Origin of the sequence: Acetobacter sp. AC2005, assembly GCF_037901235.1 — a bacterium.
In the GTDB taxonomy this organism is placed as follows: Bacteria; Pseudomonadota; Alphaproteobacteria; order Acetobacterales; family Acetobacteraceae; genus Acetobacter; species Acetobacter oryzoeni.
On sequence record NZ_CP149625.1, the window covers coordinates 743,233 to 764,981 of the forward strand.

Sequence of the window (21,749 nt, forward strand, 5' to 3'; positions counted from 1 at the left end):
CATGACACGATATTATGCGCTGGAAGCGATCAGGGCACAGCCCTGGGCGATCCTTCCCGCACATCTAGGCGCTATTGAAGCCATTGCTGCCCGTGCGCTGGAAGCCCCCGTGCTGGATGTTCTACGGGCTGATGGGCATGCAGAACGCTATCAGACCATGCTTTCAGCCGTGGCTGATACCGGCAAGCGCATGAACGGCACAAACAACGTCACGCTCAACAAGCAGGGCGTTGCCACCATTCCTGTCATGGGGCCGATTTTCCCGCGTGCCAATCTGCTGACAGAGTTTTCAGGCGCTACAGACCTCAACAGCCTGTCGGCAGATCTTCAGGCGGCGCTATCCAGTGCGGACGTCAAGCAGATCCTCATGGTGTTTGACAGCCCCGGCGGCGTCACCACGGGTGTGAGTGACATGGCCAGCCAGATTGCGGCATCCAGCAAGCCTGTCACGGCCTTTGTGCCCGGTATGGCTGCATCTGCCGCCTATTGGCTGGCAAGCCAGTGTTCCACCATCCTGATGGATAATACAGCCCTGGTTGGCTCCATCGGTGTGGTCATGTCTGGCGCAAAACAGGTGGAGCCAGACGCAAACGGCATGATGGAGGTGGATATTGTCAGCTCCAATGCCCCTAACAAGCGGTTGGACGTCACATCCGATGATGATCAGGCGCAGATCCGCACCGTGCTGGATGATCTGGAGGCCGTATTTCTCCAGGCTGTCGCACAGGGCCGCCACACATCGGTGGACAACGTAAAACAGAATTTCGGCCAAGGCGGCATGAAGGTGGCAAACAGCGCCATTTCAGCCGGAATGGCCGATGGTATCAGCACGCTTTCGGCCACCTTGGCCAAGCTTGGTGCCGCAAACCCTCCAAAAACGCCGGTAAAATCCGCTCCACGTCGCGCCGCTGCAATGGCGGATCTGGAAGCGCGCCGGAAACTCGCAGAAGGACACGCATAAATGCCCGTTCGTGACCGCATCACAGCACTCCGCAGTCGTCAGGCCGAAGTGCATACCGAAATGGACAATATTCTGGCTGAATCAGCAAACAATGAGACTGGCGATCTGACGGAAGAGCAAACCGCGGCATATGACCAGTTGCGGGCAGAAGATGATCGCCTGACAGCCAGTATTGAGCGAGAAACTGACATGGAGCGCCGCCGTGCAGCAGCTGCGCGTCCGATTGCGCCTCTCCCTGCAGGAAATCCTGGTAGCCGTTCTACGGTTCCGGCGCAGGCTGAACAGAATCTTGCCCCCGGCATCAAGTTTTCTCGTCTGGTGCAGGCTGTTGCTGCCACCCGTGGTGAGGGCGGCATGCGTGCTGTTCTGGATTTTTCAGAAAAAACGTGGGGCTCCACTTTCGCTGCCGCTGCGGCTGACAACATGGAACAGTCTGTGGATGTGCAGGGTGGCTTCCTGGTTAATACCGATTATTCCACAGATCTGATTGAGGCCCTGCGTCCTGCTGTGGCTGTTCGGAAAATGGGTGCAGTTTCCGTGCCGATGCCAAATGGCAATCTGACTTTCCGTAAGCAAACCGGCACATCTAATGCCCAATGGCTGGGTGAACGCGCGCCCGTGCCAACATCAGCACCGCAGGTGGATATGGTGGCAATGAAGGCCAAGAAACTGGGGGCGTTGGTGCCGATCACCAATGATCTGCTGCGTTACAATTCGATCCAGACAGACAATCTGGTGAATAATGACGTCACGCGTTCTGTGGCTATTGCGGAAGATCAGCAGTTCATTCGCGGGGCAGCTTCCAATTTTGCGCCCGCTGGTCTGCGTTACCTGGCTAATGCCGCCAATGTCATTGCAGCAAATACCACAGTAAACGTGCAGAATGTGCGCAATGATCTTGGGAAACTCCGTCTGGCACTCACCAAGAATAACGTGCCCATGCAGTCTCCGGGTTACATCATTAACCCGACCCTGGTGGAATTCCTGAGTCAGCTTCAAACCGCCACAGGCGCTCTGGCATTCCCTGAAATTGCAGATGGTCGGATTGGCGCTTTCCCCTATGCCAGCACCACTTCTGTGCCTGATAACCTTGGCACTGCCGGCAATGAATCTGAGCTGTATTTTGCAGACTTTGCCCAGATCCTGATCGGTGATGCTTTCCAGACCACGTTGGCCGTCAGCACACAGGCATCTTACGTGGATGGCGCAGGAGAAACGCGCTCTGCGTTCCAGAATGATGAAACGCTGGTGCGTGTGATTGAGGCTGTGGATCTGAACACGCGTTACGATAGCGCCATTGCGGTGCTGACGGGGGCTGCATGGTTCCCTGGCGCAGTTGCGGGGCAGTAAAATGAAAATTGTGACCTTTACAGACCGTTGTGGCGGCATTGGTGCCGTTTACAACAAGGGTGATGTAGGCATGTTTCCAGATAACGTGGCTGATGGCATCGTGGCTGCCAAAAAAGGCACTGCAAAGCCGGTGCCTGAACCGGAAGAAACGGGCCAAAAAGAGCCGGAAACACCTCAAAATGAGGAAAAACCGGCTGAAAATGAGCCAGAAACGCCAGAAAATGGCAAATCCTAACGGTCTCTTAACAGAGGCCGTTTTTGTTTGGGGTGCAGTATGACAGTTGCAGTCATTACACCTGCCGAAAAAACAGATCTGGTAACGCTGGAGAGTGTGAAAACATATCTCCAGATCTCGGATGACAGCCAAGATGCCCGGCTTGGGCAGCTTATCACTGCTGCATCTGGCTGCTTTACCGATTATCTGGGGCGTCCGTTGGCGCTCCAGACCTATCGGGAACGCTGGACGCTGCGTGGGCGCATTCCGGGCGTCAATCTGTCCAATGGGCCTGTTGCCACCATTCTATCTGCATCTGTGGATGGGGTGGCATGGTCTGGCCCGCTGGATGAATGCGATGTTGACCGCAAGAACGCACGCATCATGGCATCTGCATTCCTGCCGCCACGGCAAATGGTTTTCCATAGGCCCGTTGTGGTGGATATCGCCTACATAGCGGGCTTTCTGTTGCCTGGTATGGATATTCCTACACCAGAGAACCCGCTCCTAGCCTTGCAGGTGCAAACTCTGCCCGCTTCTGTGGCTTCTGGCTGCCTGAGCACCATTCAGATGCTCAGCTGCGCCGCTGGGCGTGACCCACTTCTGAAATCAGAAAGCACGCAAGGGGTGGGCTCGGCATCCTATGGCACGCTAGATCCTACCGTTGGTGGACTGACGCCAGATGCCGTTGGCGCATTGGATCGGCTTGGCATTGCTGCGGATTGGATGGCCTGATGGGCCAGATTACCGAAACCCGCAAGCGGCTGCTTGCCAGAAGTGGCCGCCAGATGGTGCTCACGGCACGGGATGGCAGCAATCCGGTCACGTTGCATGCGTATGCACCGCCGCCGCAGTCGTCACAGTTGGCGGACGGCATGCCCAAGGCGCCGTTCATTGCCCAGACGCTGGCGGATGAACTGAATGCGGCCAACGTGACGCCACGGGCACAATTCTACCTTCAGGATGGTCCCAAAACCTACACGCTGACAGATGCAACGCCCGTTTATGACGGTGCGACCATCTGCGGCTGGACGCTGATTGCAGCAGGAGGCGACTAATGCCCTCGGAAACAGTCTGGAATGATGCCTATGCCCGCGCCAGTACCGTGGCAGCAAATCTAGGGCTGCTAATCGGTGATCCTCTGACTTGGGATTTTTCCAGTGAGCTGAAAGCCTTTGCTGCACTGGATCTGGCATCCTCCAGCATAGAAAGCCTGGAACTAGGTGATCAGCAGGCACAGGAAAGCGGACAGATCTGCATCATGCTCTGGATACCGCAGGGCAAGATGAACACACCCACCGTGCTGTCCATCATGAATGCGTTTGAAGCGGCCTTTCGCACCCAGCCGGTAGATCCGGATAAATGCTGGCCTGATGGTCTGTTTTACGATGGCCAGAATTACACGCCACCTTCTTTTCTTGCCCAGACAGGTAACTGGTACGTCGCCACGCTGATGGTGGATTACCGCTGGCAGAATATTACGGAACAAACCCCATGAAATTCTTTCCTCTTATCGAAACCGCTGCCAATTCCGGCCAGTTTCAGCTTTCCGGCGCTGCTGTAGAAGCCGAAAGCACCACTTCCGCCCTGGCATTGATTGCACCCACCGTTGGTGCAGGCCTGCGTTATGGCGCGTGGCTGTATCATGAAGTGCGCGGCCTGCCAGATTTCTCGCCTGTAACGGATGCCGAAAAAGGCAAAAGCTACACGGTTCTGGCGCAGGTTGGCGGCACAGATCAGCCGTGGGTTCCAGATGGTCAGCAGCTTGTTTCTGCGCTGTGTGATGCCTCCAATCTGTGTCTATCCATGTCTCAGTATATGGGTTTCCGTCTCGGCCTGATGCCGGTGGATGAAAAGCCCGTAGTAGCAGCACCAGCAGCGACTGGCACTGAAGCAACATCAGCTTCCAGCGGAACAGAAAGCACGCCAACGCCTGCCAGCTAACGCTGATCCTGTTTCCATTCGTTCAACACAGGCCGCCTTCGGGTGGCCTTTTTTATTGAGGTAATCATGGCTTTTACTGGAGCCACAGCCGGCTTGGCCGCAGGTGCGCAAACCAATGATACGCGCATGGATGTTGCGTTGGAAACGACATACGCCACGCCGCCTACAGGAAATTATCAGGCGCTGCGTATTACGGGTGAAAGTTTCTCACGCGCACAGACAACGGCCCGTCCAGAAGAAATCAATGCTCTCAAGGAAGTTTCTCAGTCGGTCGTCACGCAGGTTTCCGCCTCTGGCACCATTTCCGGTGCGCTGTCATCTGGCACGTTTGATGACCTGATTGCCGGTGTGATGGGGGCAGATTGGAATAGCATCACATTTACATCTTCAGGCAGCGCATCTTCATCTGGAACATATATCCAGTGGTTAGCTGCGAAAAATGTTGATGGTTACGAAGGTTATAACTTTATTGTATTGCCGAACCTGTCGCAGCTGGAGAACCTTCCATTTGCGGGAATGGTTTTAATAAATGACCCAACTAATGGCATCAACAACATTCTGGCGAATTATAGGAAGTTCCCCTCGCGAACTAATGGGGTTTACGTTGAAAGTGCAGCACTAAATTCCATTACAAAAGACGTTGTGGCAACCAGTGGTGCAACGGCTGTGTTTAATGGCATCACGAATGGTAATATTGATAAAACATTCACCATCCGCAAAAAACTTCTGGGTAATTTCCTGCTTTATCCAGGCAGTCTAGTGACGCAGGTGCAATTCCAGTTGCAGCAGGCGCAGTTTGGTACTGTCAGCGTGGATGTGACCAGTGCGAACGAAACAAAATCTACCACAGATATTGCTGCCGCTGTGCTCCCTGCGCCATCTGGCGATGTGCATAACTCGGTCAACAATTTCCTGGGCGCCACCGTCTTTGGCAATCCCCCAGCAGGATGCCTGACGCAGTTTACCTGCACATTGGCGCGTGATGGATCTGGCAACGATTACGGTATGGGCCATGATGATGCTTGTGGCGTGCGTACAGGCCAGTTTACTGCATCAGGAAGTCTCGAATTCTATTTCCGCACTTGGGATGAATACAATGCGTGCCTGGCAGGTACGCAGGGACCGATTGTCGTAAAAACAGTCGATAACAATGGCAACGGATATGCCTTTGTTTTCCTGAATGCCGCTCTGCGAAATGCAAAGGTCAACAGCTCACAGACCAATCAGACCGTGAAGGCCTCGTTTGATATTGAAGCCAATCCGGTCAGTGGTGGTGGCACATTCGCCATTTTCCGTCTGAGTGGTGTTGCGCCTACCGGCTCCTGATCTTTCGTTTTCTGGAAAACTCGTTTCGCAAAGGGTCGGAATAATAGTCCGACCCTTTTTCATTCGTACCCATAACTCACAGGGTTTTACACAATGGCTCGACTTTCTTCCTTTGCCCGCAATGCTGCTGCAATCGCTGAGGGCACACCCGTTACCGTTGGCGTGACAGATCAGTTCACCATCGTCACCAAGGGCATGACGGCAGATTATGCAGACCGTCTGTGGGCACTTCGGCGTGCGGCTGCCATCAAATATAATACCGGCCTATCTGCTACCGATGTGCCGGTGAATGAAAATAATCTTCCACCTTCCATGGATGATGCGTGTCAGGCGCAGGCGCTGAGCGAAAAGTGCCTGATTGATGTGCAGGGTCTGGAAAACGATGATGGCACCCCGATTGATATCGCCACCTTCAAGGAAATGATCACGCACCGCGAAAACCGGGCATTGCTTGCCCTGGCATTGCAGGCTGCGGCTTCTGTAGGCCGTGCGACCAAGGAGCAGCTTCAGGCCGCTGAGGGAAACTGATAGCCGCCCTGCGCTGGCATCTGGTGGATGGGCCGGTTGCAGGGCGCTGCGGCGTGCTGCCACCGCCAGAACATGATTGGGACGCATGGGATGCGTGGCTGCGGAAAGTTGATCCGGAGCCAGCGAATATGCTGCCCTGGCGGTGCTGGCATGGCGTAGCTGGCACGCGCCTGCATCGTCCAGAGGGTTTTGGCGCGGGTATGGGGGCCATTCGTAATGTAGCCTATCCGCAGCCACTGGCTGATGCCGAGATCCTACGCTGGTGCCAGATGCGCCGGCTGAATGAGGCGGAAACAGACTTCACGTTCCAACTCGTCAAATCAATGGATCAGACGTTCATCCAGATCCGTAACCAGCAGATCACGGAAGATCTGCAACACACGTTCAGGAAAAGATAGCATCATGGCACGGGCACGTATGGCAGACGTTCTGCGCAAACAGATCATTGTCTCTGCGCGTGCAAGTCTATCTTCTGCTGCTCTCCATAAAGCAGCTGCTGATGCCTGCCGTGCCAATCGTGATGAACTGATTGCATCCGGACGTGCCTCCAGCACATTCCGCACGGCTGTAGATGGACGTGTGGGTGCTTCTGAGGAAAGTGTTAATCTGGATGGCGGGATTGTCCGCTACGTGTTTTCCTATCTGGCGCAGGCTGTGGCATTTGCACTGGACTATTGCCAGAAGCATTCGCCAGTGCACAGCGGAGCCTATCGTGACAGCTGGGCGGTGCGTGTGAATGGGGAATGGTGGACACGTCCGGCCGCCACCATTCAGCCGGGTAGCACGGTAGAAATCGTGAATACCATGCCCTATGCCCGCAAGATTGATACGGGTGGGCAGAAAACCAGCATTCCACCAGGGATTGTGGAAGCCGCACGCCAAGCAGCCATGAAGCAATATCCTACACTCAAGATTGCCCGCAAATTCCTGTCCTTGTCGGATGGGCGCGATGCCCGTGGCGAACGCCTGCCATACATCCTGAAAGCGCAAGGGATTGAAAGCCGCCTGACATATTCAAAGGAAAATAAGTGGGAGCGCCTGCGTAAGCCACGCCGTAGCAACCGCAAGGATCGGCAGGCTGGGCAGGTCATGACATATCCTGCCCTTGTGCTAACGGAGCCTTCCAATGGCTAAAGCTTCTGATATTATCAATGAAGTCATCACCCGTTTTGTGGTGGATGATCAGACCGCACAGCCCACGGAAGCCGCTGGCGCACGCATAGATGCGCTACAGGATAAATCTGACGCGCTGGCAGAAAGCGGCAAGCGTATTGGGGAATCATTTCAGGAAGGTCTGGAGGCTGCAGGATCGGCTGCAGACCGGACTGTTGAATCTGTTATATCCGGCACCGGAAAGCTGGAAACCAGTGCAGGGCGTCTGAAGGATAGCGTAGATCAGATCACCCACGATGTGCAGTTGGGCGCAGAAAATACAGAAAAAGCCCTGTCCGGTATTGGTGAAGCTGCCGAAGATACGGTTACATCTGCGGACAAAATTGGCACGTCGTTCAAAGACAGTTTGAGCGATGCCACCAAATCTGCTGAAGATCTGGTGACGGTTATCACCCGTAGCGCCACCAGCGCGGATAAGACCTGGCAAAACTCGGCTGCGCGGACGGGTGACAGCATTTCCAAGATCCAGCGCCAGATCCGGCTGGCACAGGATGAGTATGACCGGCTGGATGCCCGTGGTGTTGAAGCCATTGGAAGCGGTAGCACCAGTCCGGAAGATGTTACGCGCGTTCTGGATGCACAGCGGGAAAAGATTGATTCCCTGGTGCAGCAGGAAGCAAAGCTGCGTCTGGAACAGACGGCAACAGCAGAAACCTTCACCAAAATGGGTGAGGATGGTTCCAGTGCGTCTGCCGTTCTGGAAAAGCTCTCTGCCGCTGAAATGGCAGAAGTCATGTCCCTGCGCGAGCTGCGGTCTGCCTTTGAAAATAACCTGCTTTCCCTGAATGGATACCGCAAGGGCGTGCAGGATATCACGGCCGACTATGCCGCCATGCAGCGTGCCTCTGACGGCGCTCTGTCCAGCATTGCCAGCTCCTACCAGAGCAATCTCAACAGCAATCTGGGAATCAGCCTGCCCAGCAATGATTTGAGCGCATCCCGTCTGGAGGATGTCACCGGCGCGTTTGCGGATGCCGATGCCATTCGGGCCAAGATTGTGCCACTGGCTGCGGCTGAACGCGATTACGCCAATGCTGTTGCAGAAGCTGATAGCGCGTTGGCCACTGGTATCATCAATCAGAAAGAATATGATGCCTATGTGGGCAAGGCTACAGATAGCCTGAACCGCCAGAAAGCCGCGCAAGGTGGAAATGCAGCATCGGTTAAGCTGACCTCGTTCGAAATGGGTATTCTTGCAGACGAAACCCATAAATTTTTCGATCAGGTTCTGGCCGGTGGCAGCCCATTGCAGGCCGCGTTCTATCAGGTGCCCAATATGGTGCAAGTGATGGGCGGTCTGGATGGTGCGCTGACACGCGTTGTCAGTGGTTTATCTGGCCCTGCTGGTCTGGCCATTGCAGCTGGTGCGGCTGGTGCGGCCATTCTTGGCGTAGGCAAGTATGCGGAAAGCGAACAGGAAAGCCTTGCTCAACTTTCCACCCATCTGCGTGCCACGCGGGCTGATTACAATGATATGGCCACATCTGCTGAAAATGCCGCTCGTGCGCTGCATGATCAGTATGATGATATCTCGCTCTCAGACAGCCGCAGCACGGTGCAGACTATCGCGGCTGTTCCCACGGTGGATGCCAGCCAGATCCAGCGTCTGACAGCAGACAGCCGAGATCTGGCTGCGGTAATGAACACCACGGTACCAGATGCCGCCAAGATGCTGGCAGCAGCACTGGAAGATCCGGCCAAGGAAGCACAGGCACTGGCAGATCAGCATCTGCCCGGCTTCAACGCTGGGCTGGTGCTGAGCGTGCAGCATATGGTGCAGATGGGCCAGCAGGCTGATGCCGTCTCTCTGGTGATCCAGAAGCTGGAAAGCGCCATTCATGGGGCTGCCGATCAGGGTCTGACACCGTTTCAGGCGGCTTGGCGCAGCCTGAAGGATGAAATGGGCAGCGGTTACAGCGCCATGGCATCTGAGGCGCGTAGCATTGGAGATCTGTTCGTCTCCATGGCTACATCGGGAATCAACAGTCTGACGGATCTGGTCAAGCTGCTGAAAGAGCTTCCTGATGAACTCTCTACCGTCTGGAGTAGCATTAAATCCGGATCATCTAGCGGCTTTAGCTGGCTGGAAGGCAAGATCGAAAGCCTGATGCCTGCCAGCGTGCAAAAGCTCATGGCGCAGGGAAACACGGCAGATCCTACGTTCTCCATGCCTAGCAATCCGGCAACATCTGCCACACATGTGCAGGCAGATGGCGGCATCAAGGCCGTGCAGAGCATGATTGACCAAGTGGCGCAGGAACAGCACCTGAATGGTGATATCACCAGCCTGATGCACGCCATAGCACCTGCGGAAAGCAGCACCGGCCAATACCTGAACGGCCAGGTGGTGCGCTCCAGTGCAGGTGCCATTGGTGCCATGCAGGTGAAGCAAAGCAACGCGGCCGGAAATGATCTGACAGATCTGCACGGCAATGTTTCTGCCAGTGCCCAGCTGCTGGAACACCTATACACCAAATATGATGGTGATCAGACACTGGTTGCCATGGCCTATAACTGGGGAGAAACCAACCTAGACCGCTATTTGAAAAGCGACGGTGATCCCAGCCGCATTCCTGCGGAAACCATGGATTATCTGGCAAAAACCACAGAGGGCGTGCCTTATGGCGCTGTCACATCTGCAAACATGCAGAAATCTGTGGATAGCGTGGTTTCACAGGGTGATACTGGAGTAACTGGCCAGCGTGATGATCTCACGCGCTCTCTGGCGAAGCAGGAAGGTGCTCTGGATACTGTCAATAAGCAGTATCAGGCTGGCGTTATTTCCCAGAAAGAGTGGTCTGATCAAACAAAGGTTATTCATGACCAGATAGACGCTACCAGCGCGTCTCTTGCTAACCTGCGAGATCCTTTGCAGGAAGTGGATCATTCGCAAACGCTGGCCGCACAAAGCGCATCTGCCTTAACGGGCTATGATCGGCAAATGGTCAGCGTGGCACAGGAGGTTGACCAGGCGCAGCTTTCGCTTAACGGGGCACATGCATCTGCAACCCAGATCATGGCGGCGCAGGCGCGTGAGCAATCCATTCTGGCAGATGAGTGGCATGCCAGCACGTCTGCCATGTCAGATCAAACACAGGCGCTGGATAAGGCTAATGCGGCCTATGCAGATGGCAGTATGTCTGCACAGGATGCGGCTTCTTATGTGTCTGCCTATACGGATGCAGAAAACAGCTTCCAGAAAGGCACGCCGCAGTTTGTGCAGGCCATGCAGGAGCGCATCAGTGCCGCCAAGGCCCTGACGGTTGCCCAGCAGAACACCCAGATGATCGGGCAGACCAATCAGAACAATGATCAGGTTGCTATCCTGCAAACTGAAACATCCCTGATTGGCTCCAATGATGATGCACGCCAGAAGCTGCTGGCCCATATGGAGGTTGAACAGCAGCTCTACCGGCAAGGCATCCCGCTAACGGATGAATATGCCCAGAAGCTGCTGTCCAGCACGGATGCCCTGTCTGACGCCACGGTGGAATACCAGCACCAGCAGCAGGTGATGGATGATTTCACCGGATCCATCAGCGATATGGCTGACCAGCTTTCTGACGGCGTGGTGCAAGGCTTTGTGCAGGGCACATCCAGCGGCATGTCTTTCAAAAGCATGCTTCAGGGTGTGGATGCCTCGGTTGCTAGTGTGATTGCACGATTTGCTCTGATCAATCCGCTGATGAATGCCCTGGACGGTAAAACCCGCACAACGCTGGCAGATATTGGAAATCTGTTTAGTGAAACCGGCTCAGAAGGCAGCACAGGAAGCATCAGTTCAGGCACTGAAGATCCATTAAGTGCCGTGGCACAATCCGGTTGGGGTGTTTCCCCATGGGAAGCTCTGAACATGAAAAATCAGGCCAGCAGTCCCTCGTCTGGATCTGCGGTGAATGCTGGTGCTGTCAGCGCTGCACCTTCCGCGCTGGGGAACCTGTTTTCTGGAAAGGCAGCCGATGGCAGCGGCATTTTCAGCAGTGTTGGCAGTGCTGTTTCCTCCATCGGCTCTTACATGGGTATGGCAGGTGCGGCCTTCGGCATTGGCGATATGGCCTATAACCTTCTGTCGCAGCTCTTTGCCAAAAGGAAGAAGGATTATCAGTATGTTTCCGTAGGCAGCGATGGGATGCTGGATATCAGTGGCCATGTGTACAAGGATATCCATGGCAATGATAACGTGGCATCCGGCCTGCAGAGTGATCTGGACAGCATCAACAATGCGTTCGACTACACGGGCGTATCTGCCACAAACACGGATACCATCGGCAAGGTTGGCTGGTCTAAAAAGGGCAAGAAATCCACCACCTACAGCCTGACAGATCTGCTGCCTGATCTGGATCTGACCAGTTCAGACGCCACCATGCAGCAGGAGCTGAAGCAGCTCATGCCGACCAGTTTCGATAGCGTGGGCACGTTCACGCAGGATCTGGAAAGCCTGAAAACCCTGGCGGATGCGCTGGACAGCATGAAAGTGTCTGTCTCAAAGTTTGATGATAGTTCCCATGTCACGGTGGATCATTTCACCGGCTACACGGGAGATATGGCCAAGGCGCTTTCAACGCTGGATGGTGGCACCTATTCCGTAGATGACCTGCAAAGCAAGTTTGAGGCCATTGAGGAGTTTGTTGGTACCACAATGCCAGGGCTTCTGGATGTTACGGCATCCGGTTCCGAAAGCCTGATGCAGCAGGTTGATGATCTTAAGGCCAAATATCAGGACGCCGCCAACACGGCAGCATCCTATGGTCTGGATGCCCAGGCATTGCTGGATAAAGGCAATGCCATTGCTGCTGCCATGATTGCCAATGAGCAGAACACGCTTTCGCAATCTGATCAGTCCGTGCAGGCGCGTTATCTGTCTGCCACGGGTGATCAGGAAGGTGCAGATCTGCTCAATCAGCAGGTGAGTGCGGCACAGGAAATCCAGCAGCTGCAGGAGAACTGGCGGGGCTTCCTGGGTGATAACTTTGCCGATAACGTCACTTATCAGCAGCAGCTTGCAGATCTGGAGAAAACCCAGAATGCCGAGCGGTTGCAGATCCAGCAGGAGTATCAGGAGAAATCTCTTGAGGCACAGCAGGAATATCTGGATCAGGCAGATCAATCCGTGGCGTCTGTGTTCTCCAATCTGGGCACATATGTGCAAGGTCTGGCCACGTCTGATGCCTCGCCTTTGTCTGTGGAAGATCAATACAAGGCCGCCAACGATAATCTGAACATTGATTATCAGGCGGCCATGGGTGGTGATTACAACGCGCTTTCGCGCCTGCAATCGGATTCCCAGTCTGATCTGACACTGGCCAAGGAGTGGTTTGGTTCCGGCGCTGATTACGCAAAGGAATTTCAGAAAAACCTGACCATGCTGCAATCCGTGGCCAACGTGGACACGGGACAGTTTACGGCATCCTTGGCCAAGCAGCTTTCTGCCAATGCGGTAGATGCCACAAACCAAGTCAAACAAGCGGTGGACAGCATGAAAACTGCTGTTGTTCTGGAATTAAAGCAGTTCATGCGGGCTGCCAGCGTAAAGTAATCTTAAAATGGCAACATTCCGAACGGTTGAGCTGGATATTGTCCAGCCGGCCACGGGCACGCTTGCCCAAACACTGAGTCATGGCACGCGGGCACACGGCACCTTGCGCCGGCAAACCCATGCACTGGAAAGCACGGATACTATCCGCTTTTCAGATGCCGGGTTTGTGGATGAAAACGGCATGCCCTATCCGCCGTATGTGACAGATGCGTTTGCGCTTGATCGGGGTCTGTCCCTGTCGGCGGATGCCATGGGCGGTTCCTTCTCGGCAGGTTCCATCACGCTGGCCAATCCAGGCGGCGTTCTGGATAGCCTGCTGACAACCCGCCTAAATGACCATCTGCCCGTGCGGATCTTTACGGGCAGCAAGGTGTGGGATGCTGCACGGCAGATCTGGACAGATCCGAAAAGCAGCAGCCTTCTGCCCGTGTTTGCCGGTTTGGGCAAAAGCTGGCAGCCAGATCGCACCACGGCAGAAATTGCCCTTCTGGATGCCACATACTGGCTAGACGGCAGCATGCCGGTTTCTACCTACGGTGGAACGGGCAAGCTGGATGGAGACAGCAACGTGGCAGGCAAGAACATGCCGCGCATCCGGGGTAGTGTGTGCAACATCACGCCCGTGCTGATTGATAGCGTGAATTATGTCTATCAGATCTCGGATGGGCCTGCCTCCATCACGGCCCTGTGTGAAGGCGGATATGCAGGCGGTATCCAGTTTGCTGCAACGGTTGCGGATATTTATGCAACCAGTCCGGCTCCGGGCACCTACACCGTGCAGACCGGATCGGCCGGAACATGGCTGCGGCTGGGCACAAAACCTGTTTACGGCATCACGGTGGATGCCTTGGGGCAGTTCCGTTCCGGCAAAGCGCCGTCTGGTGTGCTGGATATTCTGCGGCAGATGTTGCTGGAGGATCTGGTGATGCCTGCGGCCTATATTGATGCCGGATGGGCAGAAACCTCTGCCATCGCGCCGTGGTCTGGTGGCTGGTATTGGGATGGCTCGGAAAGTGTCACGGGCAAAGAAGTTGCCACCACATTGCTTTCTGGCCTGAACATCACGCTGGTGCCCACACGTACGGGCACGCTGTTACCCATTGCATTGTCTGCACCCGCGATATCAGAAACGCCCGTGGTGGAGCTGAATGCAGATCTGATCACGGAAATTGCAGCGGCCTCGCTGGATAGTTCGCTAGATCCGCCAACATGGCGCTGGCGTATTGGCTGGCAGCACAATTTCACGGTGCAGACCACAGGTTCCAATCTGCACCCGCAGGCCCCGGCAGATCGGCAGGCCATCATTGCCGTGGCAGATCGTGCGGCGGTGTGGTGGTCATCTGATATCAAAAGCCGCTACCGCGTGCCGAATGATCCGGCACTTATTACCACGGCCTTGGCCAAGCAGGCCGATGCCACCCTGATTGCGCAATCTCACGGCGCATTATGGGGCACACAGCGCAGGCTCTGGGCTGTCACAATCCCGCAGGATTATGCGTGGCAGCTAGAGTTGGGTGACGTGATCGGCATCACGGCTCCAGCGCCTGGTCTGCAAACGCGGCAGCTTGCCCGTGTGGTGAGCGAACAGATCCGCGCAACGGATCAGACCGTAACCTTTCAGATACTGGTGTAATTCATGCAAAACTGTGGCTTCGGCTGGCAGAACAATGTGCTACGCGCCACGTTGGCTGCCAGTGCGCAGGCGTCCGGATTGCCGGTAACAAACCTGCAAAACCAGCAGGGTGCGGCAAGTCTTGGCTGGCGTGCTCCGGGCACATCTGCCGTGCTCACGCTTTCTGGTGTTTCTGGGGCAAAATGGCAGGCTATCAGTCTGCACCGCACCAATCTGAGTGCTGCCGCAACATGGCGGATTCGCACTGGCAGCTATGATACAGGCTGGTGGGGTGTTGATTGGCACACAGACTGGTCAGGCCCATGCAATGTGGCAAACGGCCAGTGCCTTTATGTTCTGCCCAGCATTGCCACTGATGAACGCTGTGAAATCACGATAACAGACACAGCCAACCCGGATGGGTTCCTATCTGTGCCGCTGATCTACGCAGGCCCGTTATTCCAGCCAGTGCGCAATTTCAGCACGCAAAGCACGGCCGGCAACAATCTGGGGCAGGATACTGTGACCACGCTGGGCGGTTCAGAATTTGTGTCTGGCCGCTGGTATCAGCGTAAATTATCCATCGTGCATGACTCGCTAGGTGATGCCGATGCGGCTGTGCTGGATCAGGTTTTGCAGGCGGCAGCTACCGGCCAGAACATTTTGTTCGTGCCAGATCCTGATGCCACAACCGATGTGCTGGCGCAGAAATCCCTGTTTGGAACACTGAGCGGCGGAGATCTGTCCAACCCATACGGGCCGGCAGATCGGCATTCCCTTACACTTAATCTCACGGAGCGCCTGTAATGGCCGCACAGCTTGGCAATTATGTGCTGGAAACAGCCACGTCACCCGGCACGGGCGGCTTTACACTCAATGGGGCGGAAGCAAACCGGCGTGCATTTTCTGCCGCGTTTCCGAATGGTGGGAATGTCTTTTATTTTGCTGATGATGGTTCTCAGGCCGAATGGGGCATTGGTACACTCACCGTTGGCACACCCAGCACGCTGGCACGTTCCACCGTTCTGGGAAACACCGCAGGCACCAAGGTTGCGCTTAATTTTCCCGGCTCTGTTGAGGTTTATAACGAAATCCCGGCAGAGATGGTGCCTGTTCTGGAACAGGACGGATCTCTGACACTGGCAGGTGGCCTGACAGTAAAGGGCAAAACCCTTGTCCAGAATGTGGATGATTTCACCTCGCAGGAGGCTGTGCCAGCAGCGCAGGCAGATCTGCGATATCTCAAGCTGGCCGTAGGTCTGGTTGCAACCGATACAGCCGTGGATGCGCTATGGGTTGACCTGACCACAGAAAAGGGTTTCCCGCGCTTTGGCTTTACTGGCGCCAATGGCACAACATATGGCGCGTATGGTGTCGCCAAGGTGAATGCGCTGATCGGCGGCTGTCTTCAAAATACAAATCCCGGCATTGCCAATGCACTGACTGGCACATCGTTATGTGTAAACCCGGCTGATGGCCTTCCTTATCTGGCTTACGACAGTAATACGAAAGTTGCCTCTCTTGCGCTGGATAGCCAGAAACTTGGATATTCTGGAGGTCAGGTCAATTACCTGCGCGTGGGAACATCTCTCTTTGTGTTGGGTAATGAATGTGCCGTTTACAATTCTGCTGCCAACGCATGGGTGAACACCTACGTTGACAGTAATGGCAATGCCACATGGGATCTGAACGGTGGATCGCCTGATAACAATACAGGCAATAAAAACTGGCTCAGGATGGCACCTGATGGGCTCCTGCAGACGGGAAAAGGAACTGTAGCGTTCTCAGGGGAGATATCCATTACATCGCCAGACGAGAATACGCTGCTGCAGCATTTTTCCGTAGGTTCAACGCCCACAATGGCGCGTATCGACTTCCCTATCAAATTTGGTGGCATTCCGCGCGTTATTGTCAATGCTACGCAGCCAGCGGGAGGGAAAACAGTTCTGCCAGTAAATCCCGGTGGCGTGGATGAGGCTGGATTTACCGCTGTAATATGGAGTGGTTCCACTGCCTGGGGGCTGGATATCATCGCTGTAGGGCCAAAGGCATCGTAACAACATCAAATTTTCAGATTTCCAGCGGCTTTAGGCCGCTTTTTTTGTATCAGGACACATCATGCCCACAGCAGAAAACGATGGTGCAGACCTGCGCACCGTCCTGGCGAAACTCGACACCATGCAAGGAGATCTCAGTGAGGTGAAAAAGGATCAGCGAGAAGAGCGCGATGCCCGCGTTGCCCTGGCGGCACGCACAGATGCGCTGGAAAAGCGGGATACGCTGATTTTATCCAAGATCGACAAAATGGCGATTGATGATGCCGAACGCGCTGGCGCCACGCGCCTGACCATGTGGGTTGCCAGTATGCTGGGGCCTACCGGCATCGCAACGCTGGCCGCGGCTCTTTATCACCTGTTCAGCCATCCCTAGCTGACTGCGCTGTTTGTCAATGCAGAAGTATTCAGTTCTGAACAGTTCTGAAAAACTCTGAAAACTGAAATACGCCCACTCCTGCCGCCATTGAGCGGCCTTTTTTGTATCCGGAAAAACAGATGAATGATTCCATCCAGCTGGCGGCATGCCTGTGCCGCAAGTTCGAGGGCCTGCGCCTGCATCCTTATGTTTGCCCGGCGGGTTACTGGTCTATTGGTTATGGCAATCGTGCCCTGGCCAACGGGGCCGCCGTAACTGCCAAAACTGCGCCCATTACGCAGCAGCAGGCTGAAGCCCTGTTGGTTTTCACGCTGGCAGGCCTGCGGGTAAAGCTGCGCCAGTTGGTGCGCACGCAGCTTTCGCCAAACCGAGAAGGTGCGCTGCTGGATTTCCAGTACAATCTGGGCACAGCAGCGCTGGCAGGTTCCACACTGCTGAAATATCTGAACGCGGGCCACGATATCGCGGCCAGTGATCAGCTCCTGCTGTGGAACCACATGCACCGCAACGGCCAGCTGATTACGGTGCCCGGCCTTACGGCGCGGCGCCATGCAGAATGGCTGCTTTGGAGCGGGGTTACCCCCTGTGATCCGCAGCCAGCAGCACCCTCTCCTATTCCCACAGATCAACTCAACGCGGCGGAAATCGATCGCGTGAAGGAAAACGCATGAGTGAGCGAGATCCTCTGTCCCGGCATGAACTGGATTGCCTGGCAGATCTGCTATTCGACCGTCTTGCCCAGCGCCTGCGGCAAAGCGGCTTTCGGCTGAATGAAGAAAACATCATCATTGAGCGTATGGATATCAACACGCTGCCCGTCAGCATGCGTGGAGCTGGTTATGGCTGATACACCAACAGCCAAAACCGCCCTTGTCCAAACGGCAAAGGCCGGTGGCATTGCCAGCACCTTGGTTGTGGCTCTTACGCAGTTGCCCCAGCCATATGCCCATTGGGTGGAAATTGGCCTAAGCGCCGCAGCCATTCTGGGGTTTATGGCAACACAGATCCCAGCGCCGCCTGCCGGCTCAAAGCTGTGGCCGGTTTACCGGGTTCTGAACGTTTTTGCTGCCAACTGGGGCCAAGCCGCCAACGCAGCCATTCTGATGCGCACAAAGGCTGCGGCCACGCCATCAGAGCCAAAGGCTAACTAAAAGTTAGCCTTCTCATCTTCATCTGAGAAAGACGATCCGAAATGAAAAAAGCATTCCTCGCATTGGGGCTGCTGCCCCTTCTGGCTGCCTGTGGCGCAACCCCGCAGGCCAAGCTACGCCAAACTGTTTTCGATGCGGATAGCTCCTACCACGTTCTGGCGCAGCCGATTCCTGATGCCATTAAAGGCAACGTGCCGGGCATCGCCCTGACGGATACGCAGAAGGATATTGCCAAGCGGGCAAGCCAGACCGTGTTCAATGAAATTTCGTCTCTGGAAACCTCCATTGAGCACGGCAACAGCATCACCCAGACGGGTGTGAACGCACTCCAGACCGATTTTCTTTCATTCGAAACCTGCTGGGCAGGCCTGAAAACCGGCACCACGCCGGATGCCTGTGCAGCTCTTGGCGGGAGCAAATAACATGAACGCAACAGAAATCAGCGCCATCCTGGGCGTAGTCGGCACCGTGGCCGGTCTGGCCGAGAAATACGGGCCGGAAGTGTATGAAACGGTCAAGGAGGCTCTGGAGCAGTCCAAGAGCAAGACCGGGCCGAGCGTGGCGGATATTCAGGCCATCTTTGCCAAGTGCAAGGCCGATAACGCGGCTATCCAGTCCGCATGACGCCGGATTTTGAGTGCGGCATGATTGTTGGTGGCGGGGGAGTTTTCCTCGCCACCATTATCTTTGTTGTAGGCTGGCACGCGCTGGTGGTGCGGTCTGATTTTTGGGGAAATAAGTGACCAAGGGCTACGTTTAAGCAGCAGATAAGATTAGGAAAATCCTGAACTAAATTTCCCTGATATCTATAGAAATTACCTTAGAATATCCTTCATAAATCAATTATAAAGAAGTCATATTGTGTTAGATGGTTTATTATCGCGACTCTATCAAGAAAGAAATAAAATATACCCATGTCGTTAATTGAAATAATTCAAAAGCAAGCTATTGATGCAAATTCTGATGTTAATTCGCTACTTTTATCCGCAAAACTTGCAGCCTCTAAATTGGGTCAGATTGATAGTGTAAGATGGATAGAAAAAGAATTAACCGGATATTCATCATCTACAGATCCATTACCAGAATATCGAATAATACAGTGCCGTCCACAATTCTTTAATGATCTTCATAGGAAATGGTTTCCTCTAATCTGCGATGAGCTGAACACAGCAACAATCACCGATGGAGCTGGAAAATTACAGGAAATAATACGGCAACAAGATGGAGACCCTTCTATATTAATAACCGGGGAGCTACGAGACTATATCTGCCGAGGATTAGGGCCTGTTAGATCTTGAATTTCTTCCCATATTGTAGGGATGGAAGAAGGAGACAGAACAGGCACCTTTACGGACGAGACATGGGCGATCTGGGAACCTCTGATTGAGGAGGTTCGCCCGAGGGGCAAGACGCCGCCACATGATCTGCGGCGGACGATAGCAGCGATTTTCTGGCGTCATGAGAATGGCGCGAAATGGCGGAGTATCCCCGCTGAACTGGGTCCGTGGTGGCGGGCTGCGCAGCTTTTCATCCGCTGGGCGAAGCTCGGCGTATGGGAGCGGCTGCTCGCACTGGTTCAGGAACAACAGGGAGTGGCATTCGGAATGACTTTTCTGGATGGCACGAACATCAGGGCTCACCACAAAGCGGCGGGAGCCCAAAAAAAGGGGCCTCTTTCGAAGAGCGAGACCATCGTGAAGCACTTGGCCGCTCTCGCGGCGGCTATGGCACAAAAGTCTGCGTGATCGCTGATGGACATGGAAAAGCCTTCGGTTTTGCGCTGGCCCCTGGACAGGCTCATGAACTGCCTCTGGCACCAGCCATGCTCGACAGCCTTCCCGCCACTCCCCTGTGGGTAGTAGCGGACAAGGGTTACGCGTCGAATGCCTTTCGTGAACGGATATGGGACATGGGAGCACGGCCAGCCATTCCCGCGAAACGACGCGATGGCCCGGTCGCCTGCCCCAAATGGGCCTATCGGTGTCGGCATCTCGTTGAGAACCTCTGGGCTCGCCTCAAGGAGTGGCGCGCTGTCGCAACCAGATATGAAAAAACAGCAACGTCGTTCCTCGCCGTCATCCACATCGCTGCCGCAGCAGACTGGATCAAGCTCTAACAGGCCCTAAATATACTTATTTAAGTTATTTATGGACTTAATAGCCCTTGGATAGCTTGCACCAGACCATTCGTAATCAATGGGGCGCCTGCTTGAATTAAAATTTCTTTCAAAAAGTCTAAATTAGATTTACACTTTCCATCATCAAGAATTGATTTATCAAGTTCTTGACGCAATTCAATAATGGTTTTCTCGGCTTCTCTGCGGTTCTCTTCTTCTAGCCCGATATGATTTATAATAGGCTCTAGTTGTGATAATATTTCATTAACTTTATTGGCGTCCATTGTAACATTTGATTTGGTGATCTGATTTGCAGAAATCGTAGCGTTATCACCGAACCCAAAGCCATTCATATGGCCCGAGTTATTAATTGTAATGGTCAAGTGCTTCCCCCTGTCTATCTGCTCTTGGGGAAAACTCATACCTTCCCCTTTGATTCCGTTACGTTCTAATTCGATTGTCCAATCCAAGATTTTATGGCGATCTTCATCTAAGATTGCTTTTAAATTGGCCTTGTCCAACAGTAAACGAACTTCTGTTTCGAACCTTAGGGCCTGTTAGATCTTGAATTTCTTCCCATATTGTAGGGATGGAAGAAGGAGACAGAACAGGCACCTTTACGGACGAGACATGGGCGATCTGGGAACCTCTGATTGAGGAGGTTCGCCCGAGGGGCAAGACGCCGCCACATGATCTGCGGCGGACGATAGCAGCGATTTTCTGGCGTCATGAGAATGGCGCGAAATGGCGGAGTATCCCCGCTGAACTGGGTCCGTGGTGGCGGGCTGCGCAGCTTTTCATCCGCTGGGCGAAGCTCGGCGTATGGGAGCGGCTGCTCGCACTGGTTCAGGAACAACAGGGAGTGGCATTCGGAATGACTTTTCTGGATGGCACGAACATCAGGGCTCACCACAAAGCGGCGGGAGCCCAAAAAAAGGGGCCTCTTTCGAAGAGCGAGACCATCGTGAAGCACTTGGCCGCTCTCGCGGCGGCTATGGCACAAAAGTCTGCGTGATCGCTGATGGACATGGAAAAGCCTTCGGTTTTGCGCTGGCCCCTGGACAGGCTCATGAACTGCCTCTGGCACCAGCCATGCTCGACAGCCTTCCCGCCACTCCCCTGTGGGTAGTAGCGGACAAGGGTTACGCGTCGAATGCCTTTCGTGAACGGATATGGGACATGGGAGCACGGCCAGCCATTCCCGCGAAACGACGCGATGGCCCGGTCGCCTGCCCCAAATGGGCCTATCGGTGTCGGCATCTCGTTGAGAACCTCTGGGCTCGCCTCAAGGAGTGGCGCGCTGTCGCAACCAGATATGAAAAAACAGCAACGTCGTTCCTCGCCGTCATCCACATCGCTGCCGCAGCAGACTGGATCAAGCTCTAACAGGCCCTAAAAGACGGAA

26 protein-coding genes are annotated in these 21,749 nt (G+C 54.6%); 25 read left to right on the top strand and 1 reads right to left on the bottom strand.

Annotation, left to right across the window (positions count from 1 at the left end):
- The first annotated feature begins 1 nt into the window (after nt 1).
- From QQM41_RS03565 to QQM41_RS03680, 24 genes are all read left to right on the top strand, one after another.
- The gene (locus QQM41_RS03565; RefSeq protein ID WP_339077724.1) at nt 2–961 is read left to right on the top strand and encodes a S49 family peptidase; all 960 of its coding nucleotides are present in this window, start codon (nt 2–4) and stop codon (nt 959–961) included.
- The gene (locus QQM41_RS03570; RefSeq protein WP_339077725.1) at nt 962–2,311 is read left to right on the top strand and encodes a phage major capsid protein; all 1,350 of its coding nucleotides are present in this window, start codon (nt 962–964) and stop codon (nt 2,309–2,311) included. It begins immediately after the preceding gene.
- A gap of 1 nt (nt 2,312) precedes the next feature.
- On the top strand, nt 2,313–2,546 hold the full coding sequence (locus QQM41_RS03575; protein WP_339077726.1) for a hypothetical protein: 234 nt from the start codon (nt 2,313–2,315) through the stop codon (nt 2,544–2,546).
- Between the two features lie 39 nt (nt 2,547–2,585).
- Nucleotides 2,586–3,260, top strand: coding sequence for a phage head-tail connector protein (locus QQM41_RS03580; protein WP_339077727.1), 675 nt, complete (start codon nt 2,586–2,588; stop codon nt 3,258–3,260).
- Complete coding sequence (locus tag QQM41_RS03585; RefSeq protein ID WP_339077728.1) at nt 3,260–3,583, top strand: hypothetical protein; 324 nt, start codon at nt 3,260–3,262, stop codon at nt 3,581–3,583. The genes QQM41_RS03580 and QQM41_RS03585 overlap by 1 nt, the downstream gene beginning before the upstream one ends.
- Complete coding sequence (locus tag QQM41_RS03590) at nt 3,583–4,023, top strand: hypothetical protein (RefSeq protein WP_339077729.1); 441 nt, start codon at nt 3,583–3,585, stop codon at nt 4,021–4,023. Before QQM41_RS03585 ends, QQM41_RS03590 begins: the two co-directional genes overlap by 1 nt.
- Complete coding sequence (locus tag QQM41_RS03595; RefSeq protein ID WP_339077730.1) at nt 4,020–4,469, top strand: hypothetical protein; 450 nt, start codon at nt 4,020–4,022, stop codon at nt 4,467–4,469. Before QQM41_RS03590 ends, QQM41_RS03595 begins: the two co-directional genes overlap by 4 nt.
- Nucleotides 4,470–4,511: 42 nt before the next feature.
- Nucleotides 4,512–5,795: a phage tail tube protein gene (locus tag QQM41_RS03600; protein WP_408874573.1), complete on the top strand. Its 1,284-nt coding sequence runs from the start codon at nt 4,512–4,514 to the stop codon at nt 5,793–5,795.
- A 93-nt stretch (nt 5,796–5,888) separates the two neighbouring features.
- Nucleotides 5,889–6,323 (top strand): hypothetical protein, encoded by a 435-nt coding sequence (locus QQM41_RS03605; protein ID WP_339077732.1) that lies wholly within the window; start codon nt 5,889–5,891, stop codon nt 6,321–6,323.
- A 23-nt stretch (nt 6,324–6,346) separates the two neighbouring features.
- Nucleotides 6,347–6,721, top strand: coding sequence for a hypothetical protein (locus QQM41_RS03610; protein WP_339077733.1), 375 nt, complete (start codon nt 6,347–6,349; stop codon nt 6,719–6,721).
- A gap of 4 nt (nt 6,722–6,725) precedes the next feature.
- The gene (locus QQM41_RS03615; RefSeq protein ID WP_339077734.1) at nt 6,726–7,457 is read left to right on the top strand and encodes a hypothetical protein; all 732 of its coding nucleotides are present in this window, start codon (nt 6,726–6,728) and stop codon (nt 7,455–7,457) included.
- The gene (locus tag QQM41_RS03620; RefSeq protein WP_339077735.1) at nt 7,450–13,032 is read left to right on the top strand and encodes a phage tail length tape measure family protein; all 5,583 of its coding nucleotides are present in this window, start codon (nt 7,450–7,452) and stop codon (nt 13,030–13,032) included. The genes QQM41_RS03615 and QQM41_RS03620 overlap by 8 nt, the downstream gene beginning before the upstream one ends.
- Before the next feature lie 7 nt (nt 13,033–13,039).
- Entirely contained in the window at nt 13,040–14,665 is a 1,626-nt protein-coding gene (locus QQM41_RS03625) for a hypothetical protein (RefSeq protein ID WP_339077736.1), read from the top strand.
- 3 nt (nt 14,666–14,668) lie between these two features.
- Nucleotides 14,669–15,451, top strand: a complete 783-nt coding sequence (locus QQM41_RS03630; protein ID WP_339077737.1) for a hypothetical protein — start codon at nt 14,669–14,671, stop codon at nt 15,449–15,451.
- On the top strand, nt 15,451–16,701 hold the full coding sequence (locus QQM41_RS03635) for a hypothetical protein (protein WP_339077738.1): 1,251 nt from the start codon (nt 15,451–15,453) through the stop codon (nt 16,699–16,701). Before QQM41_RS03630 ends, QQM41_RS03635 begins: the two co-directional genes overlap by 1 nt.
- 61 nt (nt 16,702–16,762) lie before the next feature.
- Nucleotides 16,763–17,074 (top strand): hypothetical protein, encoded by a 312-nt coding sequence (locus QQM41_RS03640; RefSeq protein ID WP_019089530.1) that lies wholly within the window; start codon nt 16,763–16,765, stop codon nt 17,072–17,074.
- Between the two features lie 122 nt (nt 17,075–17,196).
- Nucleotides 17,197–17,748, top strand: coding sequence for a lysozyme (locus QQM41_RS03645; RefSeq protein ID WP_339077739.1), 552 nt, complete (start codon nt 17,197–17,199; stop codon nt 17,746–17,748).
- Entirely contained in the window at nt 17,745–17,924 is a 180-nt protein-coding gene (locus QQM41_RS03650; RefSeq protein ID WP_087651528.1) for a hypothetical protein, read from the top strand. Before QQM41_RS03645 ends, QQM41_RS03650 begins: the two co-directional genes overlap by 4 nt.
- Nucleotides 17,917–18,228 carry a hypothetical protein gene (locus QQM41_RS03655; protein WP_339077740.1) on the top strand — a complete coding sequence of 104 codons (312 nt, stop codon included), beginning with the start codon at nt 17,917–17,919 and terminating at the stop codon, nt 18,226–18,228. Before QQM41_RS03650 ends, QQM41_RS03655 begins: the two co-directional genes overlap by 8 nt.
- A 41-nt stretch (nt 18,229–18,269) precedes the next feature.
- Complete coding sequence (locus QQM41_RS03660) at nt 18,270–18,650, top strand: hypothetical protein (RefSeq protein ID WP_339077741.1); 381 nt, start codon at nt 18,270–18,272, stop codon at nt 18,648–18,650.
- 1 nt (nt 18,651) lies between these two features.
- The gene (locus tag QQM41_RS03665) at nt 18,652–18,852 is read left to right on the top strand and encodes a hypothetical protein (RefSeq protein WP_339077742.1); all 201 of its coding nucleotides are present in this window, start codon (nt 18,652–18,654) and stop codon (nt 18,850–18,852) included.
- Entirely contained in the window at nt 18,849–18,971 is a 123-nt protein-coding gene (locus QQM41_RS03670; RefSeq protein WP_339077743.1) for a hypothetical protein, read from the top strand. Before QQM41_RS03665 ends, QQM41_RS03670 begins: the two co-directional genes overlap by 4 nt.
- Before the next feature lie 171 nt (nt 18,972–19,142).
- Nucleotides 19,143–19,526, top strand: coding sequence for a hypothetical protein (locus QQM41_RS03675; RefSeq protein ID WP_339077744.1), 384 nt, complete (start codon nt 19,143–19,145; stop codon nt 19,524–19,526).
- A 21-nt stretch (nt 19,527–19,547) separates the two neighbouring features.
- Nucleotides 19,548–20,344, top strand: a protein-coding gene (locus tag QQM41_RS03680; RefSeq protein WP_339076994.1) for an IS5 family transposase whose coding sequence is annotated in 2 segments (ribosomal slippage) — nt 19,548–19,887 and nt 19,887–20,344 — 798 coding nt in all. Because the reading frame shifts where the segments join, the coding sequence is not laid out codon by codon here.
- Between the two features lie 29 nt (nt 20,345–20,373).
- Here the strand turns inward: QQM41_RS03680 and QQM41_RS03685 are convergent.
- Nucleotides 20,374–20,865, bottom strand: a complete 492-nt coding sequence (locus QQM41_RS03685; RefSeq protein WP_339077745.1) for a hypothetical protein — start codon at nt 20,863–20,865, stop codon at nt 20,374–20,376.
- Nucleotides 20,866–20,933: 68 nt separating this feature from the next.
- Here QQM41_RS03685 and QQM41_RS03690 point away from each other — a divergent pair.
- Nucleotides 20,934–21,730 (top strand): IS5 family transposase gene (locus QQM41_RS03690; RefSeq protein ID WP_339076994.1). Its coding sequence is split into 2 segments (ribosomal slippage): nt 20,934–21,273 and nt 21,273–21,730, totalling 798 coding nucleotides; the frame shifts between segments, so codons are not numbered across the junction.
- Nucleotides 21,731–21,749: the final 19 nt, after the last annotated feature.